At 42.4% G+C, this 16868-nt stretch carries 17 protein-coding genes, 1 tRNA gene, 1 rRNA gene and 1 other RNA gene; 14 read left to right on the forward strand and 6 right to left on the reverse strand.

All coding sequences use genetic code 11. The features are described from left to right. Positions 1-471: 471 nt before the first annotated feature. The 3 genes from ERX55_RS08510 to ERX55_RS08520 all read left to right on the forward strand — a co-directional run bounded on the left by ERX55_RS08510 (position 472) and on the right by ERX55_RS08520 (position 2187). Positions 472-957, forward strand: coding sequence for a GNAT family N-acetyltransferase (locus tag ERX55_RS08510; protein WP_165983755.1), 486 nt, complete (start codon positions 472-474; stop codon positions 955-957). A 236-nt stretch (positions 958-1193) separates the two neighbouring features. Beyond that, a complete protein-coding gene (locus tag ERX55_RS08515; protein ID WP_133452163.1) occupies positions 1194-1928 on the forward strand; it encodes an alpha/beta hydrolase in 735 nt (244 codons plus the stop codon). A 67-nt stretch (positions 1929-1995) separates the two neighbouring features. Beyond that, positions 1996-2187 carry a hypothetical protein gene (locus ERX55_RS08520; RefSeq protein WP_133452149.1) on the forward strand — a complete coding sequence of 64 codons (192 nt, stop codon included), beginning with the start codon at positions 1996-1998 and terminating at the stop codon, positions 2185-2187. 10 nt (positions 2188-2197) lie between these two features. Here ERX55_RS08520 and ERX55_RS08525 read toward each other — a convergent pair whose 3' ends face one another. From ERX55_RS08525 to ERX55_RS08550, 6 genes are all read right to left on the reverse strand, one after another. Beyond that, positions 2198-2980 carry a catalase family protein gene (locus tag ERX55_RS08525; RefSeq protein ID WP_133452150.1) on the reverse strand — a complete coding sequence of 261 codons (783 nt, stop codon included), beginning with the start codon at positions 2978-2980 and terminating at the stop codon, positions 2198-2200. A gap of 57 nt (positions 2981-3037) precedes the next feature. Then, on the reverse strand, positions 3038-3220 hold the full coding sequence (locus ERX55_RS08530; RefSeq protein ID WP_133452151.1) for a hypothetical protein: 183 nt from the start codon (positions 3218-3220) through the stop codon (positions 3038-3040). 11 nt (positions 3221-3231) lie between these two features. After that, complete coding sequence (locus tag ERX55_RS08535) at positions 3232-3900, reverse strand: ABC transporter ATP-binding protein (RefSeq protein WP_133452152.1); 669 nt, start codon at positions 3898-3900, stop codon at positions 3232-3234. Between the two features lie 9 nt (positions 3901-3909). After that, positions 3910-4959: an ABC transporter permease gene (locus ERX55_RS08540; RefSeq protein ID WP_133452153.1), complete on the reverse strand. Its 1050-nt coding sequence runs from the start codon at positions 4957-4959 to the stop codon at positions 3910-3912. Between the two features lie 16 nt (positions 4960-4975). Then, entirely contained in the window at positions 4976-5992 is a 1017-nt protein-coding gene (locus ERX55_RS08545; RefSeq protein ID WP_243721489.1) for an SDR family oxidoreductase, read from the reverse strand. Positions 5993-6071: 79 nt separating this feature from the next. Beyond that, entirely contained in the window at positions 6072-6773 is a 702-nt protein-coding gene (locus ERX55_RS08550) for a hypothetical protein (RefSeq protein WP_133452154.1), read from the reverse strand. 116 nt (positions 6774-6889) lie between these two features. On the opposite strand from ERX55_RS08550, the gene ERX55_RS08555 reads away from it, so the two are divergent. The 11 genes from ERX55_RS08555 to ERX55_RS08605 form a co-directional block, all read left to right on the forward strand. Then, a tRNA-Ser gene (locus ERX55_RS08555) sits at positions 6890-6982 on the forward strand. Positions 6983-7166: 184 nt separating this feature from the next. Beyond that, positions 7167-8633, forward strand: coding sequence for a PTS system trehalose-specific EIIBC component (gene treP, locus ERX55_RS08560; protein WP_133452155.1), 1467 nt, complete (start codon positions 7167-7169; stop codon positions 8631-8633). 20 nt (positions 8634-8653) lie between these two features. Further along, a complete protein-coding gene (gene treC, locus ERX55_RS08565; protein ID WP_133452156.1) occupies positions 8654-10288 on the forward strand; it encodes an alpha,alpha-phosphotrehalase in 1635 nt (544 codons plus the stop codon). A gap of 53 nt (positions 10289-10341) precedes the next feature. Continuing rightward, positions 10342-11076, forward strand: a complete 735-nt coding sequence (treR, locus tag ERX55_RS08570; protein WP_133452157.1) for a trehalose operon repressor — start codon at positions 10342-10344, stop codon at positions 11074-11076. Between the two features lie 39 nt (positions 11077-11115). Continuing rightward, positions 11116-11381: signal recognition particle sRNA large type (ffs, locus tag ERX55_RS08575), an RNA gene on the forward strand. 116 nt (positions 11382-11497) lie between these two features. After that, positions 11498-12742 (forward strand): aminoacyltransferase, encoded by a 1245-nt coding sequence (locus ERX55_RS08580; RefSeq protein ID WP_133452158.1) that lies wholly within the window; start codon positions 11498-11500, stop codon positions 12740-12742. Between the two features lie 87 nt (positions 12743-12829). Continuing rightward, positions 12830-14470, forward strand: coding sequence for a DNA polymerase III subunit gamma/tau (gene dnaX, locus ERX55_RS08585; RefSeq protein WP_133452159.1), 1641 nt, complete (start codon positions 12830-12832; stop codon positions 14468-14470). A 16-nt stretch (positions 14471-14486) separates the two neighbouring features. After that, a complete protein-coding gene (locus tag ERX55_RS08590; RefSeq protein WP_133452165.1) occupies positions 14487-14807 on the forward strand; it encodes a YbaB/EbfC family nucleoid-associated protein in 321 nt (106 codons plus the stop codon). Beyond that, positions 14807-15403: a recombination mediator RecR gene (recR, locus tag ERX55_RS08595; RefSeq protein ID WP_133452160.1), complete on the forward strand. Its 597-nt coding sequence runs from the start codon at positions 14807-14809 to the stop codon at positions 15401-15403. The genes ERX55_RS08590 and recR overlap by 1 nt, the downstream gene beginning before the upstream one ends. A 146-nt stretch (positions 15404-15549) precedes the next feature. After that, positions 15550-16386, forward strand: a complete 837-nt coding sequence (locus ERX55_RS08600; RefSeq protein WP_208001521.1) for a patatin-like phospholipase family protein — start codon at positions 15550-15552, stop codon at positions 16384-16386. Between the two features lie 373 nt (positions 16387-16759). Further along, positions 16760-16868, forward strand: a 16S ribosomal RNA gene (locus ERX55_RS08605); the annotation flags it as partial.

Here is a 16868-nt window from a genome sequence, read left to right on the forward strand (position 1 = left end):
AAAGTTCTGGTAGTATAAAGTTGAGAAGCATATAGATGTGAGAATACTTTAGGAGGGAGTTGAAGACGGGAAAAGTAATAATTCAGCAACTTATGCAGCAAGAAAAAAAGTGGTGACTGTAAAAGTAGGTTCATACATACAGCCGCCAAAATTAATTTTCGGAGGCTGTATCTTTGGTATCAATAGTGAGATTAAAAAATTCTGCTCGCAATTAGATAGAACACAACCATTAAAATACCCATGAAGATAGCATACTTATAATTATAAGGTTTCTTATTGCTGGAAAAGTGATTGAGTAAACGATCAGTCATCAGATAAATGATTTCAAAGACAATAAACATTAAAAGACTTGTAAGTAGTAAGCTAGTAAAATCCATTGAGCCACCTCCTATATAAATGTGTATGATGAAATTACTTATATTGTAACATGTTTAAATGTGTAAGATAATGGAACTGAGGAAGGTGAAAAAGATGTATCAATTTAGGCCAGCAGAAATGAATGATTTAAAACAGATTACGAGACTTGAACAGCAATCTTTTATTCCCGAAGTCGCTGATACAGAAGAAGCGATTAAAGAACGAATCGAAAAGATAAGTGATACTTTTATCGTAGCTGAAAAAGCGGGTGAGATTGCAGGTTATATTAATGGACCTGTCATCAAAACACCTTATATTACTGATGACTTATTTAAAAAAGTACCGGACACTCGAACAGGTCATTACTTAAGTATACTCGGTCTTGTAGTCTCTAAAGACCACCAGAGACAGGGGCTGGCAGGCAGGCTGATTGATGAATTTACGAAGCTTGCACAAGAACATGAGGTGAGAGCAATGACCCTCACTTGCACAGAGAATCTCATTTCTTTTTATGAAGACTATGGCTTTAAAAGTCATGGCTTATCTGAATCGCAACATGGCGGTGAGCAGTGGTTCAACATGGTCAAAGAAATCAGCTGATGGTTCCATTTTAGTAGTTTCTCTGCTTATTTTCATCAGTTCTTTATATGAAAAGATAAGTTGAGTGGCGCCTCCCGCACGAAACACTGGTTGAGTGGCGCCTCCTGCGCCACTCGCACACGAAACACAGACTGAGTGGCGCCCCCCGCGCCACTCGCGCACGAAACACAGACTGAGTGGCGCCATATTTGATCTTTACTATAATAAAATAAAGGCGATTGGAGCTGACTGCTATGATTAAACTGAAAAATCCACGTCCTATTTACTTAAAAAGCGGTGAGCATGCTGTCTTGCTTCTGCATTCTTTCACTGGAACTGTGCGTGATGTAAAAGGACTGGCTCAACGTCTTAATAGTGCCGGGTTCACGACGTATGTTCCTTCTTATCAGGGCCACGGGCTTCTGCTGGAGGAGTTCATAAAATATGATATGGATGACTGGTGGCAGAAGGTGCTGGAGAGTTACGCGTTTCTTAAACAGGAAGGTTATCAAACAATCAGTGCAGCCGGTGTTTCACTAGGCGGTCTTTTTACTTTGAAGTTACTTGAGACATTTCCGGAAATTCATTCAGGGATAGCGATGTCTGTTCCTCATTTCAAAGATGAAGCAGGTCTCTTTTATCGTCTGGAGCAGTATGGTAGTCGTCTTGATAATATACTAGGACTCAGTGAAGATGAGCATGCTGAACAGCTCGCTCATATACAGAACTATCATCTCGGTGCCCAGAAGTTCTGCCGCGTGATCGATGAAATCATGGAGGGTTTGCCAAAGATCAATCAGCCTGTTCTGATCATGTATGGGGGGCGGGATGACGTCTCTTATGCTGACAGTGCACAGATCATATTTCAGCATTTAAAAGAGCCTAAATATATGAGGATGATTGCAGAAGCTGGACATTTAATGCCTTTAGGACGTGGTCAGTTAGAGACTGAAGAAATGATTCTTTCATATTTCTGTCACAAAAATGTTTAATCCTCTCACGATTAATTTGGTACAGGATAGTGTATGATAGGGTTACGATATTTAAAGGAGTGAGATAATGTCTGCGAATATTAAGAAGCTGATTGTATTTATTCTCGGTCTTGCTGAAATCATGGCTGGTTTTGCCATTTACGAAACTTCTAAATTTGGTTCATTCACATTTGTAGCGTTAGGTATTCTCTTTATCGCTATCATGTTTCTGATTGATCAGCGTGCAAAGGATCCATACAATAGCCGATATACAAATTAAACTCTGAGTCTCAGGACTCAGAGTTTTTTTCATTCAATCTTCGCTCTGCTGAAATCTGATACATCTCATCTCTGAGATAAATGATATCATCTTCCCTGAGCGGCTGAAGATGAGGCCCTGTCTTAAGCAGCTCAAAGTAAGGCAAATCTATATCGATTTCCCGGGTAATTGTCAGTCGTCCGATTTGTCGGATATCTCCGTCGTTCCGCAAGACTTCAATGGAACAAGGCGCTGTATAACGTTCAACATAGAGTCTGATGTCATCTTCATATACTACGTGGAACCTTACATAATCCTTATCTGTCTGATAGTAATGTAGATTATGATAGGTCTGATGTTGACGTGAAGTAGAGAGAGGAAAGTGTGAGACGAATTTACCTAGCTTTTGACCAAAACCTTCCAGACGTCCGATCTTGCGCATTAAGTTCATACGCACCCACCAATCATCTGTCTGTTTGATGGCATTGATATAGGTCATCAGCATTAAGACAGATTCACGCTTCACAAACGGGAAGTAGGGAAAATTAACGAAGATAAAATGAGAATCGCTTTCCTTGAAATGAATGGCTAACCCTTTCAATGACACAAGCTGGGCAGGGGTTCTTTTGTTCGGCGGCGCATCCGACAATCGAATGACTGCTTGCTGGGTGTCGCCGAGAAGTGCTTGCCCTTCTGACGTCAGTTCGACCTTTGCCTCGTAGTAATAGCCTCTGGCGTGTGCTCTTTTTAAACCTTTATCATGGACGCCGAGCATCTCGATATAGTTGATAATTCTTTCTGCTATTTTAGCCATTATCTTCACCTCTTTTCCTATCTATACCCCGCCCCGCAAAAAAAGAACTGACATCCGTCAGTTCTTTAAATAAATATTTATCAGTGCTTCAACTTCATGTTTCCAGAAGAAACGGTCCAACTTATTTTTATGGACCACTTGTATGAAGTCATTGGTCAGCCACATGGAAAGGGTTTGAGGGGGTACGCCCATATCATAAATTTCATTCGCAGTAACAAATGCATCACGATGAGATTCCATTTTTTCACCTTCTAATTGATTCTATTCAAATAACCATCTTTCATTTCATACACTTTATCAAAGTATGGCGTCAGTCGTGTGTCATGTGTGACGACGATAGCGGCTTTCTCCATACTCTTGACTTCATCACGAATCAGTTCAATGACAGCGAATGCTTTTTCACTATCCAGACTTGCGGTCGGTTCATCGGCCAGAATCAGTGCCGGATTCGTATATATCGCCTTTAGAATAGCGACACGCTGCCGCTGCCCGCCAGACAATTCACTTGGATACTGGTTCATCACTTTTTCAAGACCGAGTGTCTTGATTTTACCGGCTAACTCGTCTGTTGACAGATGACGAGTGTTGACTTTATCCAGTAGCTTCAGCTGGTCTTTCACTTTGAGGAAAGGGACGAGATTGGAGGCCTGTAAGATAAAACCGATTTCTTTTAATCGTGTCTGGGCACGTTTCTTTTCATTATATGCGGTTGTATTTGTCTGATTGATGATAATCTGTCCGCTCGATGGCTGCTGCAGGAGTCCGGCAATCGTCAGAAAAGTACTTTTACCTGAACCGGAGGGTCCTATAATGGCAACCATTTCACCGCGTTCCAGATGAAAGTCAGTGGGTTTGAGCGCCTCTACATAAGTATTGCCTTTCCCGAATGTCTTGGAGACGCCTTCTAATGTTAAGACCATTTTTTTCACCTACCCGATAGTTTTAAGTGGATCGACTTTTTGTATGGAACGGATGGAGAATAAGCCGCCTAGTAAAGCAGTAATAATCAATGTAGCAGCATATAAAGCAATTAACTGCCATTTAAAGATAATAGGGACAACAGGGGGCAGAAAGTGTGCGGTCAGAAGTGTCAGACCGAGCGAGATGACAACAGCAATGACTGAAAGGATGAGCGTCTGATAAAGCACAGACTTCGCCAGGAAGCCATTGCTTAAGCCTTGTGCTTTCAGCAGTCCATATATCGGTGCTTTCTGAATGGTGATGACATATAAGAAAATACCGATGATAAATGCTGAAATGGCAAAAAGGAAATAACTCATGAAATCGAGTGTCAGTTTCTGTTCAGTGTAACCCGGCAGCTTCTTGATGAAAGATTCTGTATCAACGACTTGCAGATCACTGTTGAGGTCAACATCTTTAAAATCAGGATCTTTCACTACAAAGGCATTGACTTTATCTTTCATGCGATCATTTGTGAGTCTATCGACCGTATGATTGTTGGCATAGAGAATCGGTGCTGCATTATATTTAGCGCCTACAGTGAACCCGGTGATTTTCAGGTTATCATCTGTACCCGCTAAATCAAGGGTGTCACCGACCTTAAAACCTTTTTCTTTCAAGGTATCATCTGCGACGACTTCAAAATCTTCATTGAATGCTTGTCCTTCGCTGACTTTTGGTGCGATGAAAGTATCAGTATCAATCCCAAATAGCAGAGCGTTCTGTTTGCGATCATCCGTTGATGCGATGACAGCCGTATTTTTAATGGGTGCGACCTCTTTAAATTTATTTGTTATTTCATCGCTGTCCATCACAGATTGCGCAAGATTCTGGTTCGATTCCTCGGTCATGACAATAGCATCGCCGCCCCATGTATCGATGGCTTCCCGGTTCATATTCATCAGACCGTTGGACAGTCCGGAGATCAAGAAGAGAAGATAACCGATCAGCACAAGCACACCAATGATTAGACTGAACTTTAATTTGCTGTATATCAGTTCTTTCCAGGCTAAAAACATATTTTTTGCCTCCCTATTATTGAACGAGATAAGTTTTGATGATTCTGTCGAGCTGTTCTTCAGTCAGATTTAAGGGATGATCGCCACGTTCAGCGAGCAGCGCTACAGTGTTCTTATCTTCAAATATGACTGATTTTTTGAAGTAGGGGTTAAAAACAGCGATATAACTATTGAGCAGACGTTCTTCTTCTGTCATATCACCTCCGGCACTTTCCGGCGCTACGATCAGTTGGTCGAAGTTCAAATATTTTTTAATTATGGCAAGAATTTCACTGTTTTTAGGCGGCCTGCTATTCGTGATATGATATATCTTCTTGTCCTCTGCACGCAGGGCATGCGTCAGCACTTTAACGACATAGTCGACAGGCACTAAGTTTGAGGTGCCATCATCGTGGCCGAATAAACGGAACTGCTGCGTCATAGCAGTTCGTGACATTTTTCGCCGGAAAATTTTCAGCGCCTTCATGAAGCCATATAACGTAAATTTGGAATCTGCTGCCCCAGTGACAGAATCGCCGATAATAATAGCAGGACGAAGAATGGACTTCTTCATCGGTGCCTGCATCACTAAGTGTTCAGCCTGCAGCTTGCTTTCTTCATACGGGTTATGAACAGGGGTGTTAAGCGGGTGAAGCATTTCCTTCGCATATTCATTCTGTCCAGTTGTATAGGCTGTTGAGACATAGATGAAATGCTGTGTCTGCAATGTTTCTGCTAACGCAAGCGCATGTTTAGTGCCTTCTAAATTGATTTTGAATAAGTCTTCGCGAAGTTCTTCATCAAATTTGACGAGCGCTGCGAGATGATAAAAATAATCCATGGCCGGTAATGCTTCAGTGATGCCACAGTTTTCCTGGGTGATATCTCCTTTGACAAAATGAAGAGAGGCATCCGGTAGCTGACTGATCAGCTTCTCCTTTTTATGTGCATCACGATAAAGAATATAAAGGTCGTGCTCTTTTGCCAGTTGTTTAATCAGTTCAGCGCCAACAAAACCGGTTGCGCCTGTTAAAAAAATATTCAGAAAATCCACTTCCACTTCTTTCTAATTCTAGCCATTATTAATGGTTATAATTACTATTGTACCTTTGTTGAAAGGCATTTAACAAACATTATGAAGATGAGTCCTTATTCTCAAAAATAAGTTCTGTTTTCAGCTGATCGGTCGCTTCATAGACCTTCAGTTCATTCAAATAGTCAATCAGCTGCTGCTGGAGCTCTCGTGCCTCTTTCTCGGTTGCAACTTTAGAGGAGATTTCCACAATCGGTGTCTCTGCTATTAGCCAGCGTTCAAGCTTGATTTTGTAACCGTTCAGCTTGCCGCTATGGCGTTCAAACTCATAAGGACCGACGAGCGTTGATTCATCCAGCTCAGTCAGGAAAGGCTCAAAAACCTCTGGCGCCGCACTGGTCACGTGATGATGACTTTGATCTAATGCCGGCAGAAGATGGGCATCTACCGGCACTTCTACAACATGGGTGACACTAAGGGTCTTTTTGTTAACACCGTATTCGACCTCAAGTTCTCCGTTGATACCTTCCTCTTCGGCCTGCCGGATAGCGTCATCAATGGTAGCCCGCACAGGATAGCGCTTTTTATACTGTATTTCCATAAATTCATCGTCTTCAGATTTACGGATACGCATCGTCACTTTATTGTGATAGTTGCGTTTAGAGTCATGATCGATAAACTGAACGAGAAAATCTTCGTCACCTTTTTTAGCATCAAATGCTTCCAATAGACTTGATTTAATATGTCCCTTTTTATTGAGTACTTCTTGTGCGACTGCAAATACTTTCACTTCATATTTCATTTAGTTATCCTCACTTTCATTCAGTTGTCTTTACCCCGTTTTATGGGTTATAAAAAATATCATAAAACGCGTTGACAAAAAAAACAGTGTGTTATAAGATAGATATTGTCTTATTTGGAGGAATACCCAAGTCCGGCTGAAGGGATCGGTCTTGAAAACCGACAGGGGCTTAACGGCTCGCGGGGGTTCGAATCCCTCTTCCTCCGCCATTTATAGATAATCATCATATTGATATAGATAAAGATGCTCTGAGCAATCAGAGCATCTTTTTTTGTGTTGAAATAGAGAGGCATGAGTGAATAAATTAACTATGAAAACCTTTTCACTTTATATTTGCAAGACCTGTATAGACACGTTACAATGAACTTAATTTAACATAAGGGAGATGGAGAGATGGCAGTAAATAAAGATGATGTCAGACGCATTATTAGGGCAATCGGCGGCAAAGAGAATGTCAATGCAGCGACACACTGCGTGACGCGCTTGCGTTTAGCACTTGAGGATGAGTCAAAGGTCAATAAAGAAGAATTAGATAAGATTGATTTGGTGAAGGGCTCATTTGCTGCAAACAATCAGTTTCAGATCGTCATCGGTCCGGGTACTGTAGATGAAGCCTATAAAGTCTTCACTGAAGAGACAGGTATGGGCGAAAGTACAAAGGATGAAGTCAAAGCAGCTGCAGCAGATAAAATGAACCCATTACAACGGGCAATTAAAACACTGGGAGATGTCTTCATTCCATTGCTGCCTGCAATCGTGACAGCGGGTCTGCTGTTAGGCATTTCAAATCTGCTGTTAGAAGCGGGTGCTATCTATAAAGGGAAAGCAGTAGTAGATGTTTACCCTCAAATAAAAGGTATCGCCGAAATCATTAAATTAATCGCCGTAACCCCGTTTCACTTCTTGCCTGCATTAATTGGCTGGAGTGCGATGCGTGTCTTCGGTGGCAGCCCTATCCTCGGGCTCGTCCTGGGGCTCGTGCTCGTCAATCCCGCACTTGCTTCTCAATACGGGTTAGCAGATAGAGATACAGGTAAACTAGTTGAGATTCCGACATGGGATATATTCGGTTTAAAAGTTCAGCAACTGAACTACGCAGCACAAGTATTACCGATTCTGCTTGCAACTTGGTGTCTTGCCCAAGTAGAACGATTCTTGAATAAGCGTGTCCATGATTCGATTAAAATGCTGGTGGTAGGACCTGTCGCCTTGTTATTAGTGGGCTTCCTGTCATTTGTAATCATCGGACCGGTTGCTTTCTGGCTCGGTAATCAGATTACTGGATTTGTCCAGATGATCTTTGAAAATGCCGGCTGGTTAGGCGGGCTCATTTATGGACTTGTATATGCGCCGCTCGTTATTACAGGACTGCATCATATGTTCCTGGCAGTCGACTTCCAACTGATGACCTCTAATCTTGGCGGGACGTATCTCTGGCCGATTTTAGCGATTTCAAATATCGCACAAGGCTCTGCAGCATTCGCGGCATGGTTCTTGTATAAACGCCGCAAAATGGTTAAAGAAGAAGGACTTGCACTCACTTCCGGTATCTCAGGCTGGTTAGGTGTCACGGAGCCTGCAATGTTTGGGGTCAATATCCCGCTTAAATATCCATTTGTCGCTGCTGTACTGACGACAGGACTGGTTGGGGCATTATTTGGTGCACAGAATGTTTTAGGGAAAGTAGGGGTTGGCGGTGTTCCAGGTATCATGAGCATTAATTCTGGCTTCCGTCTCACTTTCTTTATCGGCATGATCATTGCCATTGTGCTGCCTGTTATTCTGACTTTAATCTTCTCGAATTTTGCCAAGAAAAAAGGTGAAGAAGTAGTTGTAGAACGTGTGACGGAAACAAAATAAAGAACTGAAGGAGTTTAAATATGGCGGTTACGGATTGGAAAAAATCAGTGGTCTATCAGATTTATCCGAAGTCATTCAACGATACGACAGGTAATGGTCAAGGTGACATTAACGGGGTTATCGAGAAGTTGGATTATTTAAAAGAGCTCGGTATCGATTATATCTGGCTGACGCCTGTCTATCGCTCACCTATGAATGATAATGGCTATGATATCAGCGATTATTATGAAATTCATCCTGACTTCGGTACGAAAGAAGATTTCAGGCGCTTACTTGATGAAGCACATAACCGTGGCATCAAGATTATGTCGGACATTGTCATCAATCATACTTCGACGCATCATAACTGGTTTGTGGAAGCTCGTAAGTCCAAGGATAATCCGTATCGTGACTACTATATATGGAAAGATGGTACAGATGGTCCGCCGACGAACTGGGAATCAAAGTTTGGTGGGAATGCCTGGCAGTATGATGAGGCAACCGGTCAGTATTATCTTCGCCTTTTCGATGTGACACAGGCAGATCTGAACTGGGAGAATGAAGCGCTGCGCCGGGAAATTTATGACATGATCAATTACTGGATTGATTTCGGCATGGACGGTTTCCGCTTTGATGTCATCAATCTGATTTCAAAAGGGGCCTATGAAAATTCCTCGAAAGAAGGCAAAGAGTTCTATACCGATGGACCTAAAGTGCATGATTACCTGCATGAACTGAATCGTAAGACATTCGGTAGAAAAGAAGGATTCATGACAGTCGGAGAAATGAGTTCGACGACCCTTGAGCATTGCATTCAATATACGAAGCCGGAACGTCAGGAACTCAGCAGTGTATTCAATTTCCACCACTTGAAGGTGGATTATCAGAATGGTGAAAAATGGTCTGAAACGCCTTATGACTTCATCGAGCTGAAAAAGATTCTCTTTAAATGGCAGACAGGGATCGCTGCGGGTGGAGGCTGGAACGCTATCTTCTGGTGTAATCATGACCAGCCGCGTGTCGTCTCACGTTTTGGCGATGATTCTACTGAGGAGAATCGTGTTAAGAGCGCTAAAATGCTTGCGATTGCTCTTCATTTCCTGCAAGGCACACCTTATATCTATCAAGGTGAGGAGATCGGAATGACCAATCTTTATCTCGAACATATCAGTCAATATCGGGATGTTGAATCTCTCAATGCCTATTCGTTGATGCTGGAACAGGGGATGAGCGAAGAACAGGTCATCCGAATTCTGCAGCAGAAGTCGCGTGATAATGCCCGTTCGCCTGTGCAGTGGTCTGACAAACCTAATGCCGGCTTTACGACCGGAACGCCGTGGCTGGATGTGGCCTCTAATTATAAAACCATTAATGTTGAAGATGCGCTGCGCGACCCGCAGTCCATTTTCTATACTTACCAGCAGTTAATCAAGCTCCGACACAATCTGGATATTATGACATACGGTGAAGTGGTGCCGGAACTTGTGGAGCATCCTCAACTCTTTGCCTACAGAAGAGTACTCGATGACCAGACCGTTACTGTAGTCGCTAATTTCAGCGGGCAGGAAGTGGATATGCCAGATGGATTAGCGACAGACGGTGAAGTTCTGATGAATAATTATCATCTAATAGAACGAAGATTAAAACCGTATCAAGCGGTTGCTGTCTTGAGCTAACGGCCTTATACTGAGATAACATAGCAAGTAGACTCGGGATAAGAGGGATCAGGATGAATAGAAATAAATATCAGATGATTTATCAGGATATCAGCGGCCAGATTATCAAGGGAGAATATCAATTTCATGACCAACTTCCCTCAGAAAATCTGCTGGTCAAAAAGTATAACGTATCACGTGAAACAGTGCGTAAAGCGCTCAATCTTCTGCAGATGAACGGGTATATTCAGAAGCTGAAAGGGAAGGGTTCCGTGGTCATTTATCAGGAAGGTACGAACCTGCCGATATCTCAGCTTGTCAGTTTCCAGGAAATCAATACGACGCTCGGCATCGACTATCAGACACAGGTAGAATCTTTTAAATTAGTACGTGCAGCGGAGCACCCGCTGGCGCAAAAAGCCCTGAATATTGAAGGGGATACTATGCTTTATGAAGTCATTCGTACTCGCAGAAAAAATCAGCGGGTGAATATCATTGATATTGATTACTTTATTGCTGAACTGATTCCTGACCTGACTGCGGAAATTGCTGAACAATCCATCTATGCGTTTATTGAAAATAAGCTCCAGCTTAATATCAGTTTTTCCAACAAAGCCATCACCTTTGAACCGATGACAGACTTGGAACTGCAGTTATTTGAAGAAGCGGTTCCCCCTTATGCTGCGACTGTGCGTTCAGTGGTCCATCTGGCTAATGCTGTGCCTTTTCAATATAATGTTTCAAAACATCGGGCGAGTGAATTCAAATTTGTTGATTTCTCGCGTCGGATGTCAGAAGTCGACAAATAACTTGCAATTACTGAAAGAGGTGTAGTATTATATATACTACCGTGCTAAGTGGGGAGGTAGCGGTTCCCTATACTTGCAATCCGCTTAGGCAAGACCTAATTCCTTTGCTGCGGGAAGCAATTTATGAGGTCTGACTTTGACACGTAGTGTTGAGAAGTCGGTCCTGGTCAATATAAGCCCATGAACCATGTCAGGTCCGGAAGGAAGCAGCATTAAGTGGTAACTTGTATGTGGCTGGGGTAGCCGTCTTTGAGCTGGCGATCGAGGTTCCGCTCATGTAGGCTTAACAAGGCAGAGGTGCACGGCTTTCTTTATTATTAATAAATCTATATATAAAGTACGGGGCATATCGATGGATATGCCTTTTTAATTTTGTGCAATTATGGCATACTTTTAAAGGTAAATGGAGAGGAGCAGGACAATGAAATTCTGTGAACTGACGATTGATGAATTTGATTCGTTCGTTAAAGATGAATTCAGTCATTATACGCAAACACGCGCACATTATACAGGTCGAAAGGCGATGAACATGGATGTTCATTTAGTCGGTGTCAAAGAAGGAGAACGCGTTCTTGCCGCCTGTCTCCTGACAGGCGCTGTAAGTCTTAAGTTTTTCAAGTATTATTACACGCATAAAGGACCGGTGATGGATCACCACAATCAAGAACTTGTCCGGTTCTTCTATACGCACCTGACCTCATATCTGAAAGCACGTAAAGGCCTGTTTGTTCTGGTGGACCCGTATATGACCCGTAATTATCTGGATGGTGACGGAAATGTCACAGCAGAGCAGCCGGTTGATGATGTGATTCAGACCATGGCATCACTAGGTTATATGCATAGAGGCTATCCAATCGGCTATTCGATGGATTCACAGGCCCGTTATTTCTCAGTACTTGACTTGACCGCTAAGACGGATGATGAACTGCTGAAAGAGATGGAATATAAGACACGTCGTAATATCAATAAGACGATTGAGATGGGTGTTCAGATGCGGGATTTATCTGATGATGAGATGGATAAATTCTTCAGCCTGTACCGTATGGCAGAAGATAAGCATGATTTTTCTCTTTTCGGTCTTGAGACGTTCAAACGTATGAAAAAAATGTACGGTGACAATGCACGGGTCGTGCTCGCCTATATTGATCTAAACGACTATCTGTCTCGATTGCAGGCGCAGTTAACAGCGAAACGTACAGAATTTGAAACATCAAACGAAGAGCTGAAACAGAACCCGGATTTCAGAAAGCTGAAAAATAAGACAGCAGAACTCGAAAAAGCTGTCCATCAAATAGAAAAGAAAATAGCTGAAACAGAAGAGCTGAAACAATCAGATGGTGATATTCTCGAACTTGCGAGTGCGATCTATATCTTCAACAATCATGAACTCTATTATCTGTCGAGTGGTTCCAACCCTAAATATAATAAGTTTATGGGTGCTTACCACATGCAGTGGGAAATGATTAAATTCGCCAACCAGCTCGGTTTAAAACGCTATAATTTCTATGGGGTCAGCGGAGATTTTAATGAAGAGACTTCCCCTGATATGGGTGTCATTAAATTTAAAAAAGGGTTCAATGCCTATATTGATGAGCAGATTGGTGATTTCATCAAACCGCTGAATGGACCTGCCTATAAGTTTTATCAACTGTTGAAACGTAAGTAAGTTTTTTGAATAGGAACACTTCCGTGTTCCTATTTTTTATATCTGAAATGATATAATGAAACTATTACTACCGATGGAGGGGACGTCTTGAGTTATCAAGCTTTATATCGTGTGTTCCGGTCGCAGTCATTTGAAGAAGTGGTCGGTCAGAAGCATGTCACAACGACACTGAAGAACGCTATTGCGAGAAACAAGATTTCTCACGCCTATCTGTTTAATGGGCCCCGGGGAACGGGAAAGACGAGTATCGCCAAGATATTTGCGAAAGCCATCAACTGTACGGAACGTCATGACGGAGAACCATGTAATGAATGTGCAAGTTGTATATCTATCACAAATGGTACCAATTCTGACGTCATCGAAATCGATGCGGCCAGCAATAACGGCGTCGATGAGATTCGAAATATCCGTGACAAAGTGAAATACGCACCAGGCGAATCCCGTTACAAGGTTTATATCATTGACGAGGTTCATATGCTGACGACAGGTGCATTCAACGCCCTTCTGAAAACATTGGAAGAACCACCAGCGCATGCGATCTTTATTCTGGCAACAACAGAGCCGCATAAAATCCCGCCGACCATCATCTCCAGATGCCAGCGGTTCGACTTCAAAGCCATCAGTACACCGGACATCATTGACCATCTTGCGTATGTCTGTAAGAAAGAAAACATCGACTTCGAGCAGGAGGCTCTTGCCTTTATCGCGCAGTCTGCTGAAGGGGGGATGCGGGATGCGCTCAGCATTCTGGATCAGGCTATTGCGTTCGGAGATGAGTCCTTGACGCTGACGCATGTATTGAATGTGACGGGCAGTGTCGGTAAAGAGGAACTGAGACAGCTGACTGACCTCATCATTAAGCATGATGTCAGAGGGGCTTTTGATCTCTACCATCAGCTGCTCAGCGCCGGAAAAGAAGTCAACCGACTTGTTAATGACCTTATCTACTACTTGCGCGATGTCATCGTCGACTTTGCGACAGGAGAAAGACAGGATGGCCTGATCTATGAAGTAGAGCTGTCAACGATTTATGAAATGATTGATAAAATCAATGACACGCTTGTCTCTATGCGTTTTGCGGTCAATATGAATCTGCATTTTGAAGTGCTAATCGTCAAGTTGTCTGAGCTGGTGAAATTAAAAGAAAGAGTGAGTGGTCCGGCCGAAAGCATTGATCATGCTTATATCGATGAACGCTTCAAGGCATTTGAAGACAAACTGGCAGCCGTGCAGTTGAATCCAGTGGCGGCAGCACCTTCTAAACCGGTGCGTAAAGAAACGAAGGCTAAGAATCATTTTTCGATGGCGCAGATTGAAACTGTACTCGATAATGCCAATCGTGAAGATCTGACCTATCTGAAAGAAAACTGGCAGTCGCTGATTGACCATGTGAAACAGAATGATCAACGGGCTCTCGTCAGTCTGATGCAGAACACAGAGCCTGTAGCAGCAAGCAGCACTCATATTCTGATTAAGTTTGACGATGATATTCACTCAGATATCGTCAATAAGGATGAAGAAAAACGGCAGCAGATTGAGTCGATTGTGTACACAATCATCAATAAAAAAGTTAAAATGGTAGGTGTACCGGACTCACAGTGGCTGCAAGTCAGACATGACTATATCCAGAATCGTAAAGCTCAACCAGCTGAAACACCTAAAAAACAGGATATTGTCAAGACAGCAGAAGAGTTATTTGGTAAAGACACGATTAATATGATTGATTAATAAGGAGGAAATAATGATGCGCGGTGGCGGAAATATGCAACAAATGATGAAACAGATGCAGAAAATGCAGAAGAAAATGGCTGAAGAGCAGGAAAAACTGAAAGAAGAACGTATCGAAGGAACAGCAGGCGGCGGTATGGTAACAGTCGTGGTATCAGGTCATAAGGAAGTAATTGACGTGATCATCAAAGAAGAAGTCGTGGATCCTGAAGATATCGAAATGTTACAGGATTTAGTGTTAGCAGCGACAAACGAAGCATTATCTAAAGCAGATGAGGTAACGGCTCAACGTTTAGGTCAGCACACTAAAGGATTGAACATTCCGGGAATGATGTAATGCATTATCCTGCACCTATATCAAGGCTGATTGACAGCTTTATGAAACTGCCCGGTATTGGTCCGAAGACAGCGGCACGCCTTGCCTTTCATGTTCTGGATATGAAAGAAGAAGATGTCATGAATTTTGCGAGGGCGCTGGTTGATGTGAAACGTGAGCTCACTTACTGTTCAGTATGTGGACATATCACAGACAGCGACCCGTGCTATATCTGTCAGGACAAGACGCGTGATCGTTCGATGATCTGCGTCGTTGAAGAATCCAAAGATGTCATTGCGATGGAGAAAATGCGTGAGTACAGAGGGCTTTATCATGTTCTGCAAGGTGCTATTTCACCCATGGAAGGGGTAGGGCCGGAAGATATCAATATCCCGAGTCTGCTCTCTCGTCTGAAAGATGAGGAAGTACAGGAATTGATTCTTGCCACTAATCCTAATATCGAAGGTGAATCAACAGCGATGTATATCTCGAGATTGATCAAACCTATCGGTATCAAGACAACTCGGCTGGCACATGGTCTGCCAGTCGGGGGAGACCTTGAGTATGCAGATGAAGTGACCCTGTCAAAGGCCATCTCCGGCCGAACAGAAATATAAAAAAGAAGCTTCTCTTTTGGGAAGCTTCTTTTTTATAGGACCGGTCGGGAGTCCTGAAATCATATTCAGATGGTTTCAAAGCAGTGATTTTTAATATTTAATAACGGTTTGCTATAATATGGAATACTACAATAGAGGTGATAGTGATGGACAAGAAAGGATTAGTACTAGAAGGCGGCGGTATGCGCGGAATTTATACAGCGGGTGTGCTGGATTGTTTCATGGATTATGATATCAGCTTCGATTATGTGATTGGCGTATCAGCCGGCGGTAATATGGCTGCATCTTATTTGTCGAAACAAAAAGGACGGAATAAGCGGGTGACGCTTGATTATCTGGATGATAAACGTTATTTATCATTTAATAATTACCTTAAGAATAAAGAGATGTTCGGGATGGATTTTATTTTTGATGAGATTCCGAATGTCCTGGAACCTTATCATATGAAAGATTTTTTACTGTATGAAGGAGAATACGTCATTGCCTGTACAAATTGCGAGACGGGCGGAACAGAATACTACAATAAGAAGGAACTGCAAGAAGATATGCTGACTATATTAAGAGCATCGAGTTCATTACCGTTGATGGCTCCTGTTGTAGAATACAAAGGTAAGAAGCTTTTAGATGGAGGGGTGACCGATCCTATTCCTTTACGTCAAGCACAGCGGGACGGGATTAAAAAAAATGTTGTCGTACTGACGAGACCTAAAGGTTACTTCAAGAAATCCAGTCGATTAGCGAAATACTTCAAAGTTAAAGATTACCCTGCAATCAATGAAGCGATGCGCAGAAGACCGGGCCGTTATAATGAAACACTGCATTACATAGAAAAAGAGGAAGCGGCAGGCCGTATTCTGGTTATTAGACCGAGCCTTAACCTGAAAGTGGATCGGATGGAAAAAGACCGAGATAAACTGAATCAGCTATATGAACTGGGTTATCGGGATGCAGCACAGAAAATAGCGGCGATTAAAGATTTTTAATAAAAATAGTAATAGTGTAATTTTGATGCTTGTTGCAGGGCGATAAACCCTGTATAGTTATATCTTGTCCGGCAGAGATAATAACAGACACTGAAAAAGAAATTATAAAAAGTGTTGACTTCTTTAAAAGAAGCGTGTATAATTAAATCTTGTCCGGTAAAGATATAACTTAACAACAACTAAAGAAAATAAAAAAAGTTTTAAAAAGTTGTTGACTTTCTCGACGAAAGAGAGTATAGTTAAATCTTGTGAGACGAAAAATGAACATTGAAAACTGAATGACAATATGTCAACGTTAATTCCGATAATTTGAGTACGAACAGTACTTTCAAGAGTGATTGGCTTAACCAATCAGAGAGCTTTATCAAACACTTTTATGGAGAGTTTGATCCTGGCTCAGGATGAACGCTGGCGGCGTGCCTAATACATGCAAGTCGAGCGGACAGACGAGGTGCTTGCACCTCTGAAGTCAGCGGCGGACG

The sequence above is a fragment of the Macrococcus bovicus genome (assembly GCF_004359575.1).
Classification (GTDB): domain Bacteria; phylum Bacillota; class Bacilli; order Staphylococcales; family Staphylococcaceae; genus Macrococcus; species Macrococcus bovicus.